This is a genomic window from Pseudomonas syringae group sp. J309-1 (assembly GCF_032582135.1).
GTDB lineage: Bacteria > Pseudomonadota > Gammaproteobacteria > Pseudomonadales > Pseudomonadaceae > Aquipseudomonas > Aquipseudomonas quasicaspiana.
Genome location: NZ_JAWHNU010000030.1, coordinates 33,206 through 50,807 on the forward strand (window position 1 = coordinate 33,206; position 17,602 = coordinate 50,807).

Here is a 17,602-nt window from a genome sequence, read left to right on the forward strand (position 1 = left end):
ACTGCGACACATGCATCGCGGGCAAGCCCTGCTCCCACAAGGATTGCATTCACAACCTGAAATCAGGCCTTACCTGAAACTGTCGCGCCTACATCCTGGGCCTTGCGACGCTGTGTATCGGCGGTGGTCAGGGCGTGTCGCTGGCGTTGGCGCGGTAATCAAAACCTCTGACCTGGAATACGAATTTTGGGAGCAGAGCTTGGTCTGGGCGGCATTCCGACGATAAACGAAAACCCGGTCTGCCTGCGAACTGCGACACATGCATCGCGGGCAAGCCCTGCTCCCACAAGGATTGCATTCACAACCTGAAATCAGGCCTTACCTGATAAACTGCCGCGCCTACATCCTGCCTAGGCGCTTTGCATGTCTTCCTTGATTCAGGCGCTCAGCGTCGCCCTCGATAACCGTCAACCGCTGCTTGCTGAGCTGCATCAGCAAGGTACGGACTGTTACCGGCTGTTCCACGGCAGCCAGGAAGGCGCGAGCGGTCTGACCCTCGACCGTTACGGCCCGCAACTGCTGGTGCAAAGCTTCCATACACGTCTGGAGCGCGATGCCTTGCTTGAGCTGCATGCCGCCGTAAACGCCCGGCTTGGCCTGGATTTACTGCTGGTTTACAACGACCGCTCCCAAGGCAACTCGCGGATTGATCGCGAAGACGCCGTCTACAAGGCCGAACCAGCAGCACTGGAAGACCTGATTGGCCACGAATGGGGTCTCAATTATCGTGTGCGCGGGCGGCATGCCGGGCAGGACCCGTTGCTGTTTCTCGACCTGCGAAACACCCGGGGCTGGGTCAAGCAGCACAGTAAAGGCAAAAGCGTGCTCAACCTGTTCGCTTATACCTGCGGTGTTGGCCTGAGCGCTGCGGCGGGCGGAGCCAGCGAGGTGTGCAACCTGGACTTCGCCGAAGGCAACCTGGCAGTGGGTCGTGAAAACGGTGCACTTAATCCGCAGCTGCCAGGCATGTCGTTCATTCAGTCCGACTACTTTCCGGCGATCCGCCAATTGGCAGGCTTGCCCATCACCCAGCGACGCGGACACAAACTGCCCGATTACGTGAAGCTTGAACAGCGTCAGTACGATCTGGTGCTGCTCGACCCACCTGCATGGGCGAAAAGCGCTTTCGGCACAGTGGACTTGCTGCGCGATTATCAAAGCCTGCTCAAGCCTGCGCTGCTGACCACCGCCGACAATGGCGTATTGATCTGCTGCAACAATCTGGCAAAAGTCAGCATGGATGATTGGCGCGAGCAGGTATTGCGCTGCGCAACCAAGATCGGGCGCCCGGTCCGCGATTGGCAGGTCATGCCGCCCGCTGCAGACTTCCCTTCAATGGACAATCAGCCACCGCTGAAGACCCTGATCTTGCATCTCTGATTGCCGTACAGAGTTTAGGGAAATATCCCACAACATGGAGAGGCGGTGCCTTCGGAACCAGATTGGCATGCCATACTCCAAGGAGCTCCCATAAAGTCCGATAAAGAGAGACGACGCCTCACATGTCCAAAGGATTGATACGCGCGATTGGTACCCTTCTGGTCGTTTTCGGACTCTATAGCATTCTGGGCTTTCTGATTTTGCCCGGTGTTGGTTTGCGCATTGCCAACCAGCAACTGGAGAACTATTCCACCGTTCCGGCACGCCTGGAGCGCATTGAATTCAACCCCTACAGCCTGGAACTGACCCTGTGGGGCCTGAATATCGGCGCACCGGGCAAAGAACAGGTTGGTTTTGAAAAGCTTTACGCCGATCTGCAGATCGATAGCCTGTGGACCCGCGCCCTGCACTTGCAGGCTATTGAGTTGATCAAGCCCAAGACAGAGCTGTTATTCGATAAAAACGGCGCGCTGAACCTGACTCAGCTATTCAAGCTGCCGCCGAGCGACCCTGCTGCTGCCGAGGAACCCGCCAGCAAGCCCTTCCCGCTGCGCATCGACCAGATCAAACTGGCCGACGGTTACGTGCGTTTTCAAGACATGCGCCCCAGCGAACCGATTGAGTTCCTTTACGACAAACTGAATTTTGAGCTGAAAAACCTCAGCACATTGCCTGAAGACAATGCGGATATGACACTGGTCGCCGCAGGCCCGGATGGCGGCCAGATTGATTGGGTCGGACGTATAAGCCTGATTCCAATTACTTCCGAAGGCACTTTGAAAGTCACTGACAGCAAGATGAAGCTCTGGTGGCCTTATGTACGTGATGCCCTGCCGCTGGTATTGAAGGACGGTATACTCAATTTCAGTACGGCCTATTCGCTCAATCTTTCGAAAGAAACCGAACTCAAGCTGACTGACACTGCGCTAAGCATTGCGCCGCTCAGCATTGACGCTCCGGATGGACGCCCACTGGCGCGCTTGCAGCGTCTTGAAGTAACCGAGAGCTCCGTCGACCTGGCTAAACAATTGGTCACTGTCGGAAAGATCCGCAGCACCCGACTGGAAACCTGGGCAGCGCTGGAGGCTGATGGTCAACTGGACTGGCAAAAGCTATTCGCCAGCCAGCCCGCCAAACCTGCTGCCAAATCAACAGCCTCGTCTGCACAGAAAGTTGCGGTGGACGACAAGGCTGCACCGGCACCGGCTACAGCCGACGCTCAACCACCGACTGCCAAACCCGCTGCGCCTTCCAAGCCGTGGCAAGTACTGCTCAAAGACGTGCAACTGCGTGACTATCAGGTTCACCTTGCAGACCGTAGCCAGAAAGAACCGGTCGCTCTGGACGTGGGTCCGCTCAATCTGGACATGCAGAACTTCGACAGCCTGAACAAATCACCGTTTACCCTGAAGCTCGATACCGGCGTCGGCAAGCAGGGCAAGCTTACCGCTGCGGGCGACGTAAATCTGAACCCGGTCAGCGCAAAGCTGCAGGTCACTGCTAAAGATATCGATCTACGTATTGCTCAGGCTTATATCAGCCCGTTTATTCAGCTGGAACTTCGCAGCGGTATGCTGGGTAGCGATCTGGCAGTCAATCTTAAAAGCACCGAGCCACTGGCGTTCAACATCAATGGCAAGGCGCAAGTCGAACAGTTGCACACGCTGGATACGCAGAAAAAACGTGACTTCCTCAAGTGGCAAAAGCTCACGCTGGAAGGCCTCAATTATGAGCACGGCGACAGTCTGAACATTGCCAAGGTCAATCTGGAGCAGCCTTACGCCCGCTTCATGATCAACAACGACCGGACGACCAACATCGATGACCTGCTGATCCCGCAACCGGAAGACAAAAAGCCAGTCGCCAAAACCAGCGCTTCAGCCCGTAAGGAAAAGCCGCTGGGCATTCGTATCGGTGAGGTGAATATCAATGACGGCTCGGCCAACTTTGCCGACTTCAGCCTGACACCGAACTTCGCCACCGCCGTTCAACAACTCAATGGACGCATCGGCACGCTGGATAATCGCCAGTCCAATCCTGCCACTGTAAACGTGAACGGTAAGGTTGACCGTTATGCGCCAGTCACCATCAAAGGCAGCCTGAACCCGTTTGACCCGATGTCTGCGCTGGACATCGCCACCAGCTTCAAACGCGTGGAGCTGACCACACTGACACCTTACTCGGGCAAGTTCGCCGGGTATCGCATCCGCAAAGGCCGACTCAATCTGGACCTGCATTACAAGATCACCAAAGGCCAGCTGAAGGCTGAAAACAAGGTAGTGGTCGAGCAATTGGAGTTGGGCGAGAAGGTTGACAGCCCGGATGCCGTGGACCTTCCCCTGCGTCTGGCCGTTGCGCTGCTCAAAGACGTCAATGGACGGATATCCATTGAGCTGCCGGTATCAGGCGATTTGAACAACCCGCAGTTCAGCGTCATGCCGATTGTCTGGCAGACCCTGCGTAACCTGGTGGTACGCGCGGCAGCAGCACCGTTCAACTTCATTGGCGGGTTGGTCAGTGGCGGAGGCTCGGAGGACCTGAGCAGCATCAGATTTGCGCCGGGGGCCACCGACCTCAGCCCTGATACTCAGAAAGCGCTGGATAAGCTCGCAGCAGCGCTCAATGAGCGCCCTACCCTGCGTCTTGAGATTGAAGGTACCAGCGCAGCAAGCAGCGATGGCCCGTTCCTCGCCCAGCAGCGTCTTGAACGCGAATACCAGTACACGTACTACAAGATCCTGCAGCGCCGCGGCGACAAGGTTCCGGCCAGAGCAGGCATGGTTAATGTGCCAGACAATGAAAAAGCGCCGATGCTGGAAGGCATTTACCGCGCCCGTCTGAAGAAGCAGCCGCCAGCGCAATGGGCGGATCTGGGCAAGGAAGAGCGCTCCAACAAGATGCGCGCGGAGATTATTCAGTTCTGGAGCGGCAACGAGGTACTGTTGCGAGAGCTCGGGCAGAATCGTGCCAGCAGTATCAAGGATTACCTTGTGGACAAAGGCAAACTTGAAGACGAGCGCGTCTATTTCGTCGATGCCAGGCTTGGTCAGGCAGAGAAAGATGGCAGCGTGATCAGTCCATTGCATCTGGACAGTGAGTAACTTAACGCTATGCGCATTTATTTGATTTCATGTTTCGCAGTGCTGGCGGCACTGTCGGCTTCAGCTCAGGCTTCTACTTTGCGCTGCGGCAGCCAACTCATTAGCGCGGGTGACCGTGCGTTCGAGGTGCAGCAGAAATGCGGTATGCCCGTCAGCCAGGAAGTCATCGGCACCAAGGAGACCTTCAGCGGTAATTACCGCCAGTCCGAAGAGGTGAAGATTGAAGAATGGATCTACGGGCCGGACCACGGCATGTATCAGTACCTGCGCTTTGAAGGTGGTCGGCTGGTAAGAATAGACAGCAAGCGCGGGAATTGAAGGGAACACCCTCTAATCTTGTAGGAGCTGCCGAAGGCTGCGATGACGTTGCATCAGGATGAATGCATCGCAGCCTTCGGCAGCTCTCACCAACCATAAAATAACTGCTCGAATTTAAATTTTTTTTCTGCAGGCCTGCGGTGCGTCAGCGAAAAATGCGCTCCCTGACCAGATCCCATCGCGGGCAAGCGCGCTCCTACAGGTCCCCATTTGCTGCGCGACAGCGCTGTGTCAGGAACACTGAGCGACCTCCTACAGGTAATGGATTTAAATTGCAGAGCTGTATTTCAGAACCATAGAAAAAGCCCCGACGTTTCCGCCGGGGCTTTTAATGACCACATCCCTGTAGTCCTTCGCATGAACCTTTCCAGAATCAGCGGTTACCCATCCAGGCCACCCGCCAATCCCTTTACTCGTTCAGCGATGAATGTCTGATTACTCAGCTTTCAGGCCTGCAGCCGATACGTCTTTAACACCTTTGATTTTCTTGGTGATAGCGACGGCAGTGTTTTTCTGAGCTTCGGTCACTTTGACCATGGAGGACAGGGAAACCACACCTTTGTTGGTCTCAACCTTGATGTCCGAACCTGGGATGCCTTTTTCAGTCAGCAGGTCAGCTTTGACTTTAGTGGTGATCCAAGTGTCAGAAGTATCTTCTTTCACTTCTTGAGTAGTGGTGTTAGCAGCTACAACCATTGGGGTAGCGGCGGTCTGAGCGAAGGCAGCGTTGGCCATAGTCAGAGTCAGTGCAGTAGCGGTGGCAGCAGCAATAGCGAACTTCTTCATACGAGTAACTCCTGTTTTTCTCAGAAACTGCGCCAGCAAGTGGCAGCAGGGTTACTGGTATATATCGCAAGCGCTGTGCCAAGAATGAAACAGCCTTAAAAGCCAATAAAATCAGACACTTATAAAAACACCTGAATTTCGGAATCGTGCAGATTGCCCGCTCGTCACTACTTTCGCGTGCAAGATGCATGCTTTGCCCGCCTCACAAGAAAGTTCCGTAACTACTTAATTACACACATAAAAAAAGGATCCCGAAGGATCCCTTTTCTGTTACTTGCTGATCGACAGATCAGACGCCCGATGCTTTCGCAGCAGCAACGTCTTTGATCGACAGCTTGATGCGGCCACGGTTGTCGACGTCCAGTACCAGCACTTCGACTTCCTCGCCTTCTTTCAGGATGTCAGTCACTTTCTCAACGCGAGCATCGCTCAGCATGGAGATGTGAACCAGACCGTCCTTGCCAGGCAGGATGTTGACGAATGCGCCGAAGTCGACGATGCGCTCAACCTTGCCCACATAGATCTTGCCGATCTCGGCCTCAGCAGTGATACCCAGAACGCGCTGACGTGCTGCCTCAGCCGCTTCCTTGGTTTCGCCGAAGATCTTGATCGAGCCGTCGTCTTCGATATCGATCGAAGCTTTGGTCTCTTCACAGATCGCACGGATGGTCGCGCCACCTTTACCGATAACATCACGGATTTTGTCGGTATCGATTTTCATCGCGATCATGGTCGGAGCGTTTTCCGACAGCTCGGTACGCGACTGACCAATGATCTGGTTCATCTGACCGAGGATGTTCAGGCGCGCTTCCAGGGCTTGGCCCAGAGCGATTTCCATGATTTCTTCGGTAATGCCTTTGATCTTGATGTCCATCTGCAGCGCGGTAACACCTTTAGCGGTACCGGCTACTTTGAAGTCCATGTCGCCCAGATGGTCTTCGTCGCCCAGGATGTCGGTCAGGATGGCGAACTTCTCGCCTTCTTTAACCAGACCCATGGCGATACCGGCAACAGGTGCCTTCATCGGTACACCAGCGTCCATCAGCGCCAGGGAAGCACCGCAAACGGAAGCCATGGAGCTGGAACCGTTGGACTCGGTGATTTCCGAAACGATACGGATGGTGTACGGGAACACGTCAGCAGCAGGCAGCATGGCCTGAACCGAACGACGCGCCAGACGGCCGTGACCGATTTCACGACGACCAGCACCGCCCATACGACCACACTCGCCCACCGAGAACGGAGGGAAGTTGTAGTGCAGCATGAACGGGTCTTTTTTCTCGCCTTCCAGGGTATCGAGCAACTGCGCGTCACGTGCGGTACCCAGAGTGGCAACAACCAGTGCCTGAGTTTCGCCACGGGTGAACAGAGCCGAACCGTGAGTCTTCGGCAGAACACCGACTTCGATGTTCAGCGGACGTACAGTGCGAGTGTCGCGACCGTCGATACGTGGCTTGCCGTTAACGATGTTCTCACGAACGGTGCGGTATTCGATTTCACCGAAAGCTGCTTTGACTTCGCTGGCAGACGGGCTGCCTTCTTCTACAGCGAGTTTGGCAACGATCTGATCTTTCAGCTCGCCCAGACGCGCGTAACGGTCAGCTTTTACAGTGATGGTGTAAGCCTGGGAAATCGCGTCGCCGAACTCAGCGCGGATAGCGCTCAGCAGCGAAGTGGCTTCAGGCTTCGGCGTCCAGGCCCAGGTAGGCTTGGCAGCTTCAGCGGCCAGTTCTTTAACAGCCTTGATCACCGACTGGAACTCGTCGTGGGCGAACAGTACTGCGCCCAGCATCTGGTCTTCAGTCAGCTCTTTGGCTTCCGACTCAACCATCAGAACGGCTTCTTCGGTACCGGCTACAACCATGTCCAGGCTCGAAGCCTTGAGTTGCTCGTAGGTCGGGTTCAGCAGGTAGCCGGTGCTTTCGTGGAAAGCAACGCGAGCTGCGCCGATCGGGCCATCGAAAGGAATGCCGGAGATTGCCAGAGCAGCCGAAGTACCGATCATCGCAGCGACGTCCGGATCGGTTTTCTTGCTGGTGGAAACGACGGTGCAGACAACCTGCACTTCGTTCATGAAGCCTTCCGGGAACAGCGGACGGATCGGACGGTCGATCAGACGGGAAGTCAGGGTTTCTTTTTCGGAAGGACGGCCTTCACGCTTGAAGAAGCCACCAGGGATTTTACCTGCAGCGTAGGTTTTTTCCTGGTAGTGCACGGAAAGTGGGAAGAAGCCTTTGCTTGGGTCTGCTGTCTTGGCGCCGACCACAGTCACAAGTACGGTGACGTCGTCGTCAACGGTGACCAATACAGCACCTGAAGCTTGACGGGCAATACGGCCAGTCTCGAGGGTTACGGTCGATTGACCGAATTGAAATTTCTTGATTACCGGGTTCACGGTTTCCTACCTTCTTTGTGGCTCTTGGGGAACTGGTTTCTTGCGAATTCTTGGGCGGTGCGGGGAATCGGCCCCACGACTGTCCAGATACAACTAGAGGCTGGGAGCCTGCCAGCCTTACCGAAAAACGGTAAGACAACGACAGACAACCAACCTCTATCCGAGTCGTTATTAGCGACGCAGACCCAGACGACCGATCAGGGCGCTGTAACGGCTAACGTCCTTACCTTTCAGGTAATCCAGCAGCTTACGACGCTGGTTTACCATACGGATCAGACCACGACGCGAGTGGTGATCTTTACCGTTGGCCTTGAAGTGGCCTTGCAGTTTGTTGATGTTGGCGGTCAGCAGTGCAACTTGCACTTCTGGCGAACCAGTATCACCAACAGCTTGCTGGTAGTCGGTTACGATCTGAGCTTTTTCTTCAACGCTGAGTGCCATGTGGGCAATCCTTTTATCAGGAAACCATTCCGAAGAGCGGTTTCAACAGGCCAAGGGCAAACCCTTGTATTAAAAGATGAGGAATGACCGTGCCTGTTAACAGCCATCCTCTCCCGGATCATTCACATGACCCGAGGTTCGGTCATTCTGACCGAATCAAACGACGTGGCGCGATCCGCCCGTCTTCGCTCACTTCACCGATACCGATGAAGCGACCATTGTGATCCTGCACCCGAACCATGCCGAACTGCGGCGCGTCCGGTGCTCTTACTGGCTGACCATGCAACCAGTAAAACGAACTGTGTTCCGAAAACTGCAATAACGGCCAGTCCTGCAAACCGCTGTCCGATGGCATCAGGAAGCGATCAACCGCTTCGTTACCGCCGTCGGCGTGCACTTGCTCCAACTCTTCCAGGGTGACCGTCTGGGTCAAGCTGAAAGGTCCGGCCTGTGTACGACGCAGTTGCGCGACATAAGCACCGCAACCCAGTTTCTCACCAATGTCTTCTACCAGGGTACGTATATATGTACCTTTGCTGCAATCGACCGAGAAGCGTGCAGTGTCTGCGTCACTTTCGAGCAATTCCAGGCGCGCAATAGTAACAGAACGCGGTTCGCGCTCCACTACTTCCCCGGCACGAGCGAGCTTGTAGAGCGGCTGCCCGTCACGCTTGAGCGCAGAGTACATGGGTGGTATCTGACTGATTTCACCGCGAAATTGCGGCAAAACCGCCTCGATATCGGCACGACCAACGGTCACCGGACGCGTCTGTAAAACATCACCTTCGGCATCGCCGGTAGTCGTGGTTTTACCTAATTGCGCCAGGGTTTCGTAGGACTTGTCTGAATCGAGCAGGTATTGCGAGAACTTGGTGGCCTCACCAAAGCACAACGGCAGGACGCCACTGGCCAAGGGGTCGAGGCTACCGGTGTGGCCGGCTTTCTCGGCATTGAGCAACCAACGCACCTTTTGCAAAGCCGCGTTGGAAGTGAAGCCCAGCGGTTTGTCGAGCAGGATGATCCCGCTGACGTTACGACGAATGCGCTTGACCTGAGCCACGCCTTATTCCTCGTTGCTTGCTGGCTTGGTGCTTTGCGGCGCGTCACCGGCATGCTGGCCGTCTTCGGCAACTGCACGTTCGATCAGGGCCGACAGGTGCGCACCACGCACGACGCTTTCGTCGTAGTGGAAGTGCAACTGAGGCACGCTGCGCAGTTTCATTTCACGGGCCAGTTGCATCCGCAGGAAGCCTGCAGCGGAATTCAGCACCTTGATGGTCTGCGAAATTTCTTCTGCGCTGTCCTGCCCCATGACAGTCATGAAAATCTTGGCGTGACCCACGTCGCGGCTTACATCAACCGCAGTGATGGTGACCAGACCGACACGCGGGTCCTTGATTTCGCGACGGATCAGTTGAGCCAGCTCACGCTGCATCTGATCGCCAATGCGTTGGGTACGGCTATATTCTTTTGCCATGTTTTGCTACCTGATACTGACCGGGGGCGAAACCCTCGCGGTCTGAAAGCGGCAAACGCCCGGCCTGACAGATGTCGGACCGGGCGTTGCGTGTTGAGCCCATGACAGGGTCTGCGGCATTTGCATGCGAAGACCTGCCATGGCTCCTATAGCTCGCGACTTAGAGGCTGCGAGCCACTTGGACCTTCTCGAAGACTTCGATCTTGTCACCGACTTTGACGTCGTTGTAGCTCTTGACGCCGATACCGCATTCCATGCCGGCACGAACTTCGGAAGCGTCATCCTTGAAGCGACGCAGGGATTCCAGCTCGCCTTCGAAGATAACGATGTCTTCACGCAGTACGCGAATCGGACGGTTACGGAAGACAACGCCTTCGATGACCATGCAACCAGCGATCGCGCCAAACTTCGGCGAACGGAACACGTCACGCACTTCGGCAATACCCAGGATATTTTCCCGAACATCGCTGCCAAGCATACCGGTAAGGGCTTTCTTGACGTCTTCGATGATGTCGTAGATCACGTTGTAGTAACGCATATCCAGACCTTCCTGCTCGACGATCTTGCGAGCGCCAGCATCGGCACGCACGTTGAAACCGAACAGTACAGCGTTGGAAGCCAGCGCCAGGTTAGCGTCGCTCTCGGTGATACCACCGACACCGCCGCCGACTACGCGCACTTGCACTTCGTCGTTACCCAGGCCGTTCAATGCGCCCTGCAGAGCTTCCAGGGAACCACGGACATCAGATTTGAGGACGATGTTAAGCGTCTTCTTCTCTTCCTGCCCCATGTTCTCGAAGATGTTCTCCAGCTTGCCAGCGTGAGCACGGGCCAGTTTGACTTCGCGGAACTTGCCTTGACGGAACAGAGCCACTTCACGGGCTTTCTTCTCGTCAGCCACTACGCTCATCTCGTCGCCAGCGTCCGGTGTACCGTCCAGGCCGAGAATCTCGACCGGAATGGATGGACCTGCTTCCTTGATTGGCTTGCCGTTCTCGTCGAGCATGGCGCGAACACGGCCATAGTTCGAACCGACCAGGACCATGTCGCCCTGACGCAGCGTACCGTCCTGAACCAGAACAGTAGCGACTGGACCACGGCCCTTGTCGAGACGCGATTCAACAACAACACCACGGCCAGGAGCCGACGGAGTTGCAGTCAGTTCCAGAACTTCAGCCTGCAGCAGTACGGCTTCGAGCAGTTCGTCAACACCGGTACCCATCTTCGCGGAGACCGAAACGAACGGTGTTTCACCGCCCCACTCTTCGGACGTCACGCCGTGAACCGACAGTTCACTGCGGATGCGGTCCAGGTCAGCGCCCGGCTTGTCGATCTTGTTCACGGCAACTACCAGCGGAACACCGGCAGCCTTGGCGTGTTGCACGGCTTCGATGGTCTGTGGCATCACGCCGTCGTCAGCAGCAACGACCAGAATCACGATGTCAGTCGCCTTGGCACCACGAGCACGCATTGCGGTAAACGCAGCGTGACCCGGGGTGTCGAGGAACGTGACCATGCCGCGTTCGGTTTCAACGTGGTAAGCACCGATGTGCTGGGTAATACCACCGGCTTCGCCAGCAGCAACCTTGGCACGACGGATATAGTCGAGCAGGGAAGTCTTACCGTGGTCAACGTGGCCCATTACGGTCACAACCGGAGCACGGGAGAACGTCTCACCTTCGAACTTCAGCGATTCTGCCAGGGAATCTTCCAGGGCGGTGTCGCTGACCAGGGTCACTTTGTGGCCCAGTTCTTCAGCAACCAGTTGGGCAGTTTCCTGATCCAGAACCTGGTTGATGGTGGCTGGGGTGCCCAGCTTGAACATGAACTTGATGATCTCAGCTGCCTTGACCGACATTTGTTGTGCCAGGTCGCCGACAGAGATGGTCTCACCAATTTTCACGTCACGAACCAGAGGACCGGTTGGGCTCTGGAAGCCGTGAGCGTTACGCTTCTTCAGCTTGGCCTTGCCACGACCACCACGACGGAAGCCATCGCTTTCTTCGTCAGTGGTACGCGGTGCAACGCGTGGCGCTGGCGCTTTCTCTTTAACAGAGGCGCGATGCGGGGCGTTCTTGCGATCGCCGTCACCACCACGAGCATTGCGATCATCGCTGCGCGGTTTGTCCGGGCGACGCTGTTCGTCACGCTTGCGCACTTCGGCAACCGGTGCCGGAGCAGGTGCAGCAGGTGCTTCCTGAACAGGCTGGGTAACCGGAGCTGGCGCAGCTACGGCTTCAGAGGCAGCAGGTGCTGGCGCTGAAGGCTGATTACGCGCTTCTTCTTCGGCGCGGCGCTTGGCTTCTTCTTCAGCCTTCTGACGAGCAGCATTTTCTACGGCGCGACGTTCATCAAGCTCGCGCTTGCGCTCGGCCTCGATTTCTTCCGGGCTGCGCTGCACGAATACTTTCTTCTTGCGTACTTCAACGCTGATGCTTTTGCTGCCAGCAACACGCAGGGTGCTGGTGGTTTTACGCTGCAGCGTGATCTTGCGTGGTTCTTCCACTTTCGCCTTGTGACTGCTTTTCAAGTGAGTCAGCAAAGATTGCTTCTCACTGTCAGTCACCTTTTCTTCGGCGGCGGTGTGCGGCAGACCTGCCTCACGCATCTGCTGCAACAGGCGCTCTACCGGTGTTTTGACCTCATCGGCCAGTTGTTTCACCGTGACTTGCGTCATGCACTTCTCTCCTCAGGCCGCGCCTAATTACTCGAACCAGTGGGCTCGGGCGGCCATGATCAACTTGCCGGCACGAATATCATCAATGCCGTCGATGTCGAGCAGATCGTCAATAGACTGCTCGGCCAGGTCTTCGCGGGTAATTACGCCGCGCACCGCCAGTTCCATCGCCAAATCCTTGTCCATACCCTCAAGCGAGAGCAGGTCTTCGGCCGGATGGGCGTCTGCCAGCTTTTCCTCTGTAGCGATGGCTTTGGTCAACAAACGATCCTTGGCCCGAGCACGAAGCTCGTTGACGGTTTCCTCGTCAAAGCCGTCGATGTTGAGCATCTCCTCCACCGGTACATAGGCAATCTCTTCCAGGCTGGTGAAGCCTTCATCTACCAGCACTTGCGCCAGGTCTTCGTCGACTTCCAGCTCGTCGATGAAGTTGCGCAGGATGTCTCCGGTTTCTGCTTGCTGCTTGGCCTGGATGTCCGATTCGGTCATTACGTTCAGGGTCCAACCGGTCAGTTGACTGGCCAGACGCACGTTCTGACCGCCACGACCAATGGCCTGAGCCAGGTTGTCGGCACCGACCGCGATGTCCATTGCATGGGCGTCTTCATCTACGATGATTGCCGCCACTTCAGCCGGGGACATCGCGTTGATGACGAATTGAGCCGGATTGTCATCCCACAGGACGATATCCACTCGTTCGCCACCCAGTTCGCCCGAAACAGCCTGAACTCGCGAACCACGCATACCAATACAGGCACCTTGCGGGTCGATTCGTTTGTCCTTGGAGCGAACAGCGATTTTTGCACGTGAGCCCGGGTCACGAGAGGCAGCCATCACCTCAATCAGACCTTCAGCGATTTCCGGCACTTCAATGCGGAAAAGCTCAATCAGCATCTCTGGCGCTGTACGCGACAGAATCAGCTGGGGACCACGGTTTTCAGTGCGAATTTCCTTCAGCAGAGCCCTTAGACGGACACCTACACGGAAGGTTTCGCGGGAAATAATGTCTTCACGAGCCAGCAGCGCTTCGGCATTGTTGCCCAGGTCAACGATAACGTTGTCGCGGGTAACTTTCTTGACAGTGCCGGAGATGATTTCGCCCAGTCGTTCACGATAGGCGTCAACCACTTGCGCACGCTCGGCTTCGCGAACTTTCTGCACAATAACTTGCTTGGCAGTCTGCGCGGCGATACGGCCGAACTCGATGGATTCGATTTTTTCTTCGATCAGGTCACCGGCTACGGCACCTGGCCTTTTCTCTTGAGCCTGATCGACAGCCAGCTCGTACGCTGGATCGTCAAGATCTTCATCTTCGACTACTGTCCAGCGACGGAAAGTCTCGTAGTTACCCGTCTGACGGTTGATCTCTACACGCAGCTCAACTTCATCTTCAAAACGTTTTTTTGTCGCGGTGGCCAGGGCCAACTCAAGCGCTTCAAAAATCACATCTGCCGGAACGCCCTTTTCATTGGACACCGACTCAACAACCAGCAGTACTTCTTTGCTCATCGTACGCCTCGCCTTTCGCAAGCCATTGGATCCGCGGGATCCGCAGTATTTGGCACGTATCAGTCAAACGTGGGAATAATGTTGGCCTTGTCGATCATATCGATCGGCAACAGGAACTCGTGGTCTTCTACCTGCACCACAACGTCCTGCTCTTCTACACCACGCAGAAGGCCCTGAAAGTTGCGTCGTCCTTCGAAAGGCGAACGCAGCTTGATCTTCACTTGTTCACCGGCAAATTTTGCGAACTGCTCAATAGTGAACAGTGGGCGTTCCATGCCAGGCGAGGAAACTTCAAGGGTGTATTCAACGGAGATCGGATCTTCAACATCAAGAACACCGCTGATCTGACGGCTCACGATGGCGCAATCGTCCACCAGCACACCGCCCTCTTTATCGATATAAACGCGCAACATTGAGTGGCGACCTTGAGCTGAAAACTCAATACCCCAGCATTCATAGCCCAGGGCCACGACCACCGGGGCCAGCAAGGCCTGCAACTCTTCTAGCTTGCTCGACACCTGAACCCCCTCGTGCATGTATGTGCATGCTATGCAAAATAAAAAAATGGGCGAAACGCCCATCCTTGAAACGCCGTCGAACAGCGGCGTTGAAAGTGTCCAGCTAACAAAAAGCCCCTTAAAAGGGGCTCCTTAAACTGGTTGCGGGGGCCGGATTTGAACCGACGACCTTCGGGTTATGAGCCCGACGAGCTACCAGACTGCTCCACCCCGCGACAAAGCTGGGGCGGAAGTATACGACCGATCCCTTGCAGGGTCAATGTAACCTTCCACCTACAAGAAAGCCCGCAACAGCGGGCTCTCCTGATAATTGGTACCGAGAAGGGGACTCGAACCCCTACACCCTATGGGCACAACCACCTCAAGGTTGCGTGTCTACCAATTCCACCACCTCGGCAATACATCTTTGGCAGCCTCGAACATCACTGCCTGTTGAAACCTTACTTCTGCTCGGGAGCTTGAGGTACGTCAGCTGGAACAACCGCTGGCTTTTGCCCTTCGAGCACCGGAACATCATCTGCTGCCGGTTTTTGCTTCACTTCCATTACCGCTGGATCTGGCAAACCTTCCTGAGTCAGCTCATGAGCTTTCTCTTTAGCAAAGTAACCTAACCCCAAGCTGGTTATGAAAAAAGCTGCGGCGAGTATACCAGTAAACTTACTAAGAAAGGTAGAGGAACCTTGGCTTCCGAAGACAGTATTTGATGCACCTGCTCCGAAAGACGCGCCAGCGTCCGCACCCTTACCCTGCTGCAGCAGAACCAGGACAACAACGCCCAGAGCGGCCAACAGATGAAAAACGACTACGACTGTTTCCAGCATTTTTTCAGTTTCCCGCGGCGCGAATAATCGCACCGAACTCAGCTGCATTCAGGGAGGCACCACCAATGAGCCCCCCATCGATATCCGGCATGCCGAACAGTTCGACCGCATTGGCCGCCTTCACGCTGCCGCCATAAAGAAGTCGCACGCCTTGTGCGACCTCAGCATTCTCTTTCGCCAACTGTGCACGAATGGCTGCGTGCACGTCCTGCGCCTGTTGAGGCGAAGCGGTCAGCCCGGTGCCGATGGCCCAGACTGGCTCGTAAGCGATTACTGCATTCACAAGAGCATTGACGCCCAGCGCTACGATGATGCTGTCGAGCTGCTGCCCAACCACTTCAAGCGTTTTGCCAGCTTCACGCTCTTCGAGGGTTTCGCCGATACACAGCACCGGCGTAAGGCCGCTTGCCTGAGCTGCAGCGAACTTGCGAATCAGCACATCATCGCTCTCGCCCATAATCTGGCGACGCTCCGAGTGACCGACAAGTACCAGCTTGCAACCTGCATCAGCCAATTGACTCGACGAAACTTCGCCGGTCAAGGCACCCTGCCCTGCTTCATGCGCACAGTTCTGCGCACCCACAGAAATTGATTTGCCCTGCAAACCTTCAACCACCAGGCTTACGTGCAGGCTCGACGGAAACACCGCCACATCAACACCGCTTGGGAGGACCTGCTCTGCAAGGCCCTCGATCAGCTCAGCGACGCTGGCGCGGGTACCGTGCATCTTCCAGTTACCAGCTACCATAGGGCGACGCATGCTGTACCTCGTCGGTCAAAGTGGGCGCAGATGTTACCCAACACTTTCAACACTGGCAAGCCGAAATCAGGCGCAAACTTCAGCAACCAGTTTTGCGAGCTCATCGGCGTAACCGCGAACCTGTACTTCGTCCTCGCCTTCAACCATCACGCGCACCAGTGGCTCGGTCCCGGACTTGCGCAGCAACACGCGACCGCGACCCTCCATGGCTGCCGTTACTCGGTCGCAAGCCTCTTTGACAGCGGGGTGCGTGACCGGATCAACACCGCCCGAAAACCGGACGTTGACCAATACTTGCGGGCACTTGCGAAGCGCCTGACGCGACTGCGCAAGACTTTCTCCGTTGCGACGCAGCGCAAGCAGAACCTGCAGCGCTGCAATAATTGCGTCCCCGGTAGTGGTGTGCTGGAAGCAGACGACGTGACCGGAGTTCTCACCACCGATCTGCCAATTGCGCTCCAGAAGCTCGGCAATCACATAACGATCACCCACGTTCGCGCGAACAAACGGGATATCCAGATCAGCCAGAGCCAGCTCAAGCCCCAGATTGCTCATCAGCGTACCCACGACGCCACCTTGCAGGCGGCCACGCGCATGGAGATCACGGGCAATGATGAACAACAACTCGTCACCATCAACAACAGCGCCCGTGTGATCAACCATCAAGACGCGGTCGCCATCTCCATCGAAACCAATGCCGAGGTCTGCATGCTCGGCGAGCACGGCAGCCTGCAGTGCCCCCATGTGCGTGGAGCCACAGTCTTCATTGATGTTCAGGCCATTGGGCTGAGCAGACAAAACGGTCACTTGAGCGCCCAGCTCACGGAAGACGTTTGGCGCCACCTTGTAGGTCGCGCCATGGGCGCAGTCGACCACCAGCTTGAGGCCGGCAAAATCGGTGCTGGTCGGCACGCTGCTTTTACAGAATTCGATATAACGGCCCGCAGCGTCATTGATACGCGAAACCTTGCCCAGCTTTTCCGACTCAACGACGGTCATCGGCGCATCGAGCAACTCCTCGATCATCAACTCGATCTCGTCGGGCAATTTGGTGCCCTGACCCGAGAAGAACTTGATGCCGTTATCGTAGTGCGGGTTATGCGAAGCGCTGATCACGATGCCGGCTTCCGCATGAAAAGTGCGCGTCAGGTAAGCGATGGCAGGAGTAGGCATCGGCCCCAACAGCATCACATCGGCGCCAGCGGCAGACAGACCCGCCTCAAGCGCCGACTCGAACATATACCCGGAGATTCGCGTGTCCTTGCCTACCAGAATGCGGCAGGCGCCAAGACGTCGAAACGCCATGCCTGCTGCCCAACCGAGTTTCAGCATGAATTCGGGAGTAATAGGGAATTGCCCCACTCGACCACGAATGCCGTCGGTTCCGAAATATTTCTTGGTAATCATGGATGCTCCGTA

14 protein-coding genes and 2 tRNA genes are annotated in these 17,602 nt (G+C 56.0%); 3 read left to right on the plus strand and 13 right to left on the minus strand.

The features are described 5' to 3' along the window. The first annotated feature begins 363 nt into the window (after positions 1-363). From RX972_RS16765 to RX972_RS16775, 3 genes are all read left to right on the plus strand, one after another. Complete coding sequence (locus RX972_RS16765; protein ID WP_099268109.1) at positions 364-1,380, plus strand: class I SAM-dependent rRNA methyltransferase; 1,017 nt, start codon at positions 364-366, stop codon at positions 1,378-1,380. A 122-nt stretch (positions 1,381-1,502) separates the two neighbouring features. Then, positions 1,503-4,481: a DUF748 domain-containing protein gene (locus tag RX972_RS16770; RefSeq protein WP_316877217.1), complete on the plus strand. Its 2,979-nt coding sequence runs from the start codon at positions 1,503-1,505 to the stop codon at positions 4,479-4,481. Positions 4,482-4,490: 9 nt separating this feature from the next. Next, the gene (locus tag RX972_RS16775; protein ID WP_099268111.1) at positions 4,491-4,799 is read left to right on the plus strand and encodes a DUF2845 domain-containing protein; all 309 of its coding nucleotides are present in this window, start codon (positions 4,491-4,493) and stop codon (positions 4,797-4,799) included. Between the two features lie 435 nt (positions 4,800-5,234). Here the strand turns inward: RX972_RS16775 and RX972_RS16780 are convergent, their stop codons facing one another. The 13 genes from RX972_RS16780 to glmM form a co-directional block, all read right to left on the minus strand. Beyond that, complete coding sequence (locus RX972_RS16780; protein WP_099268112.1) at positions 5,235-5,585, minus strand: BON domain-containing protein; 351 nt, start codon at positions 5,583-5,585, stop codon at positions 5,235-5,237. A gap of 289 nt (positions 5,586-5,874) precedes the next feature. Beyond that, positions 5,875-7,980: a polyribonucleotide nucleotidyltransferase gene (pnp, locus tag RX972_RS16785; RefSeq protein ID WP_027900330.1), complete on the minus strand. Its 2,106-nt coding sequence runs from the start codon at positions 7,978-7,980 to the stop codon at positions 5,875-5,877. 171 nt (positions 7,981-8,151) lie between these two features. After that, the gene (gene rpsO, locus RX972_RS16790; RefSeq protein WP_002555121.1) at positions 8,152-8,421 is read right to left on the minus strand and encodes a 30S ribosomal protein S15; all 270 of its coding nucleotides are present in this window, start codon (positions 8,419-8,421) and stop codon (positions 8,152-8,154) included. Between the two features lie 142 nt (positions 8,422-8,563). Continuing rightward, positions 8,564-9,481: a tRNA pseudouridine(55) synthase TruB gene (gene truB / locus RX972_RS16795; protein WP_099268114.1), complete on the minus strand. Its 918-nt coding sequence runs from the start codon at positions 9,479-9,481 to the stop codon at positions 8,564-8,566. Positions 9,482-9,484: 3 nt separating this feature from the next. After that, complete coding sequence (gene rbfA / locus RX972_RS16800; protein ID WP_027900327.1) at positions 9,485-9,898, minus strand: 30S ribosome-binding factor RbfA; 414 nt, start codon at positions 9,896-9,898, stop codon at positions 9,485-9,487. A 160-nt stretch (positions 9,899-10,058) separates the two neighbouring features. After that, complete coding sequence (infB, locus tag RX972_RS16805) at positions 10,059-12,575, minus strand: translation initiation factor IF-2 (RefSeq protein WP_316877270.1); 2,517 nt, start codon at positions 12,573-12,575, stop codon at positions 10,059-10,061. Positions 12,576-12,602: 27 nt separating this feature from the next. After that, entirely contained in the window at positions 12,603-14,084 is a 1,482-nt protein-coding gene (gene nusA / locus RX972_RS16810; protein WP_027900325.1) for a transcription termination factor NusA, read from the minus strand. Between the two features lie 59 nt (positions 14,085-14,143). Continuing rightward, positions 14,144-14,602, minus strand: a complete 459-nt coding sequence (gene rimP, locus RX972_RS16815; RefSeq protein WP_027900324.1) for a ribosome maturation factor RimP — start codon at positions 14,600-14,602, stop codon at positions 14,144-14,146. 138 nt (positions 14,603-14,740) lie between these two features. Then, positions 14,741-14,817 (minus strand) — tRNA-Met (locus RX972_RS16820). A gap of 96 nt (positions 14,818-14,913) precedes the next feature. Next, positions 14,914-14,999: transfer RNA gene (locus tag RX972_RS16825), tRNA-Leu, on the minus strand. Positions 15,000-15,042: 43 nt separating this feature from the next. After that, positions 15,043-15,423: a preprotein translocase subunit SecG gene (secG, locus tag RX972_RS16830; RefSeq protein WP_027900323.1), complete on the minus strand. Its 381-nt coding sequence runs from the start codon at positions 15,421-15,423 to the stop codon at positions 15,043-15,045. A gap of 4 nt (positions 15,424-15,427) precedes the next feature. Further along, positions 15,428-16,183, minus strand: coding sequence for a triose-phosphate isomerase (gene tpiA / locus RX972_RS16835; protein WP_122396376.1), 756 nt, complete (start codon positions 16,181-16,183; stop codon positions 15,428-15,430). 66 nt (positions 16,184-16,249) lie between these two features. Further along, positions 16,250-17,587 carry a phosphoglucosamine mutase gene (gene glmM / locus RX972_RS16840; protein WP_049826944.1) on the minus strand — a complete coding sequence of 446 codons (1,338 nt, stop codon included), beginning with the start codon at positions 17,585-17,587 and terminating at the stop codon, positions 16,250-16,252. Positions 17,588-17,602: the final 15 nt, after the last annotated feature.

Coding starts and splice junctions, on each gene's coding strand:
- RX972_RS16770 (WP_316877217.1), top strand. CDS start 1,503: ATGTCCAAAGGATTGATACGCGCGATTGGTACCCTTCTGGTCGTTTTC.
- rpsO (WP_002555121.1), bottom strand. CDS start 8,421: ATGGCACTCAGCGTTGAAGAAAAAGCTCAGATCGTAACCGACTACCAG.
- nusA (WP_027900325.1), bottom strand. CDS start 14,084: ATGAGCAAAGAAGTACTGCTGGTTGTTGAGTCGGTGTCCAATGAAAAG.
- tpiA (WP_122396376.1), bottom strand. CDS start 16,183: ATGCGTCGCCCTATGGTAGCTGGTAACTGGAAGATGCACGGTACCCGC.
- RX972_RS16775 (WP_099268111.1), top strand. CDS start 4,491: ATGCGCATTTATTTGATTTCATGTTTCGCAGTGCTGGCGGCACTGTCG.
- RX972_RS16780 (WP_099268112.1), bottom strand. CDS start 5,585: ATGAAGAAGTTCGCTATTGCTGCTGCCACCGCTACTGCACTGACTCTG.
- rbfA (WP_027900327.1), bottom strand. CDS start 9,898: ATGGCAAAAGAATATAGCCGTACCCAACGCATTGGCGATCAGATGCAG.
- RX972_RS16765 (WP_099268109.1), top strand. CDS start 364: ATGTCTTCCTTGATTCAGGCGCTCAGCGTCGCCCTCGATAACCGTCAA.
- infB (WP_316877270.1), bottom strand. CDS start 12,575: ATGACGCAAGTCACGGTGAAACAACTGGCCGATGAGGTCAAAACACCG.
- secG (WP_027900323.1), bottom strand. CDS start 15,423: ATGCTGGAAACAGTCGTAGTCGTTTTTCATCTGTTGGCCGCTCTGGGC.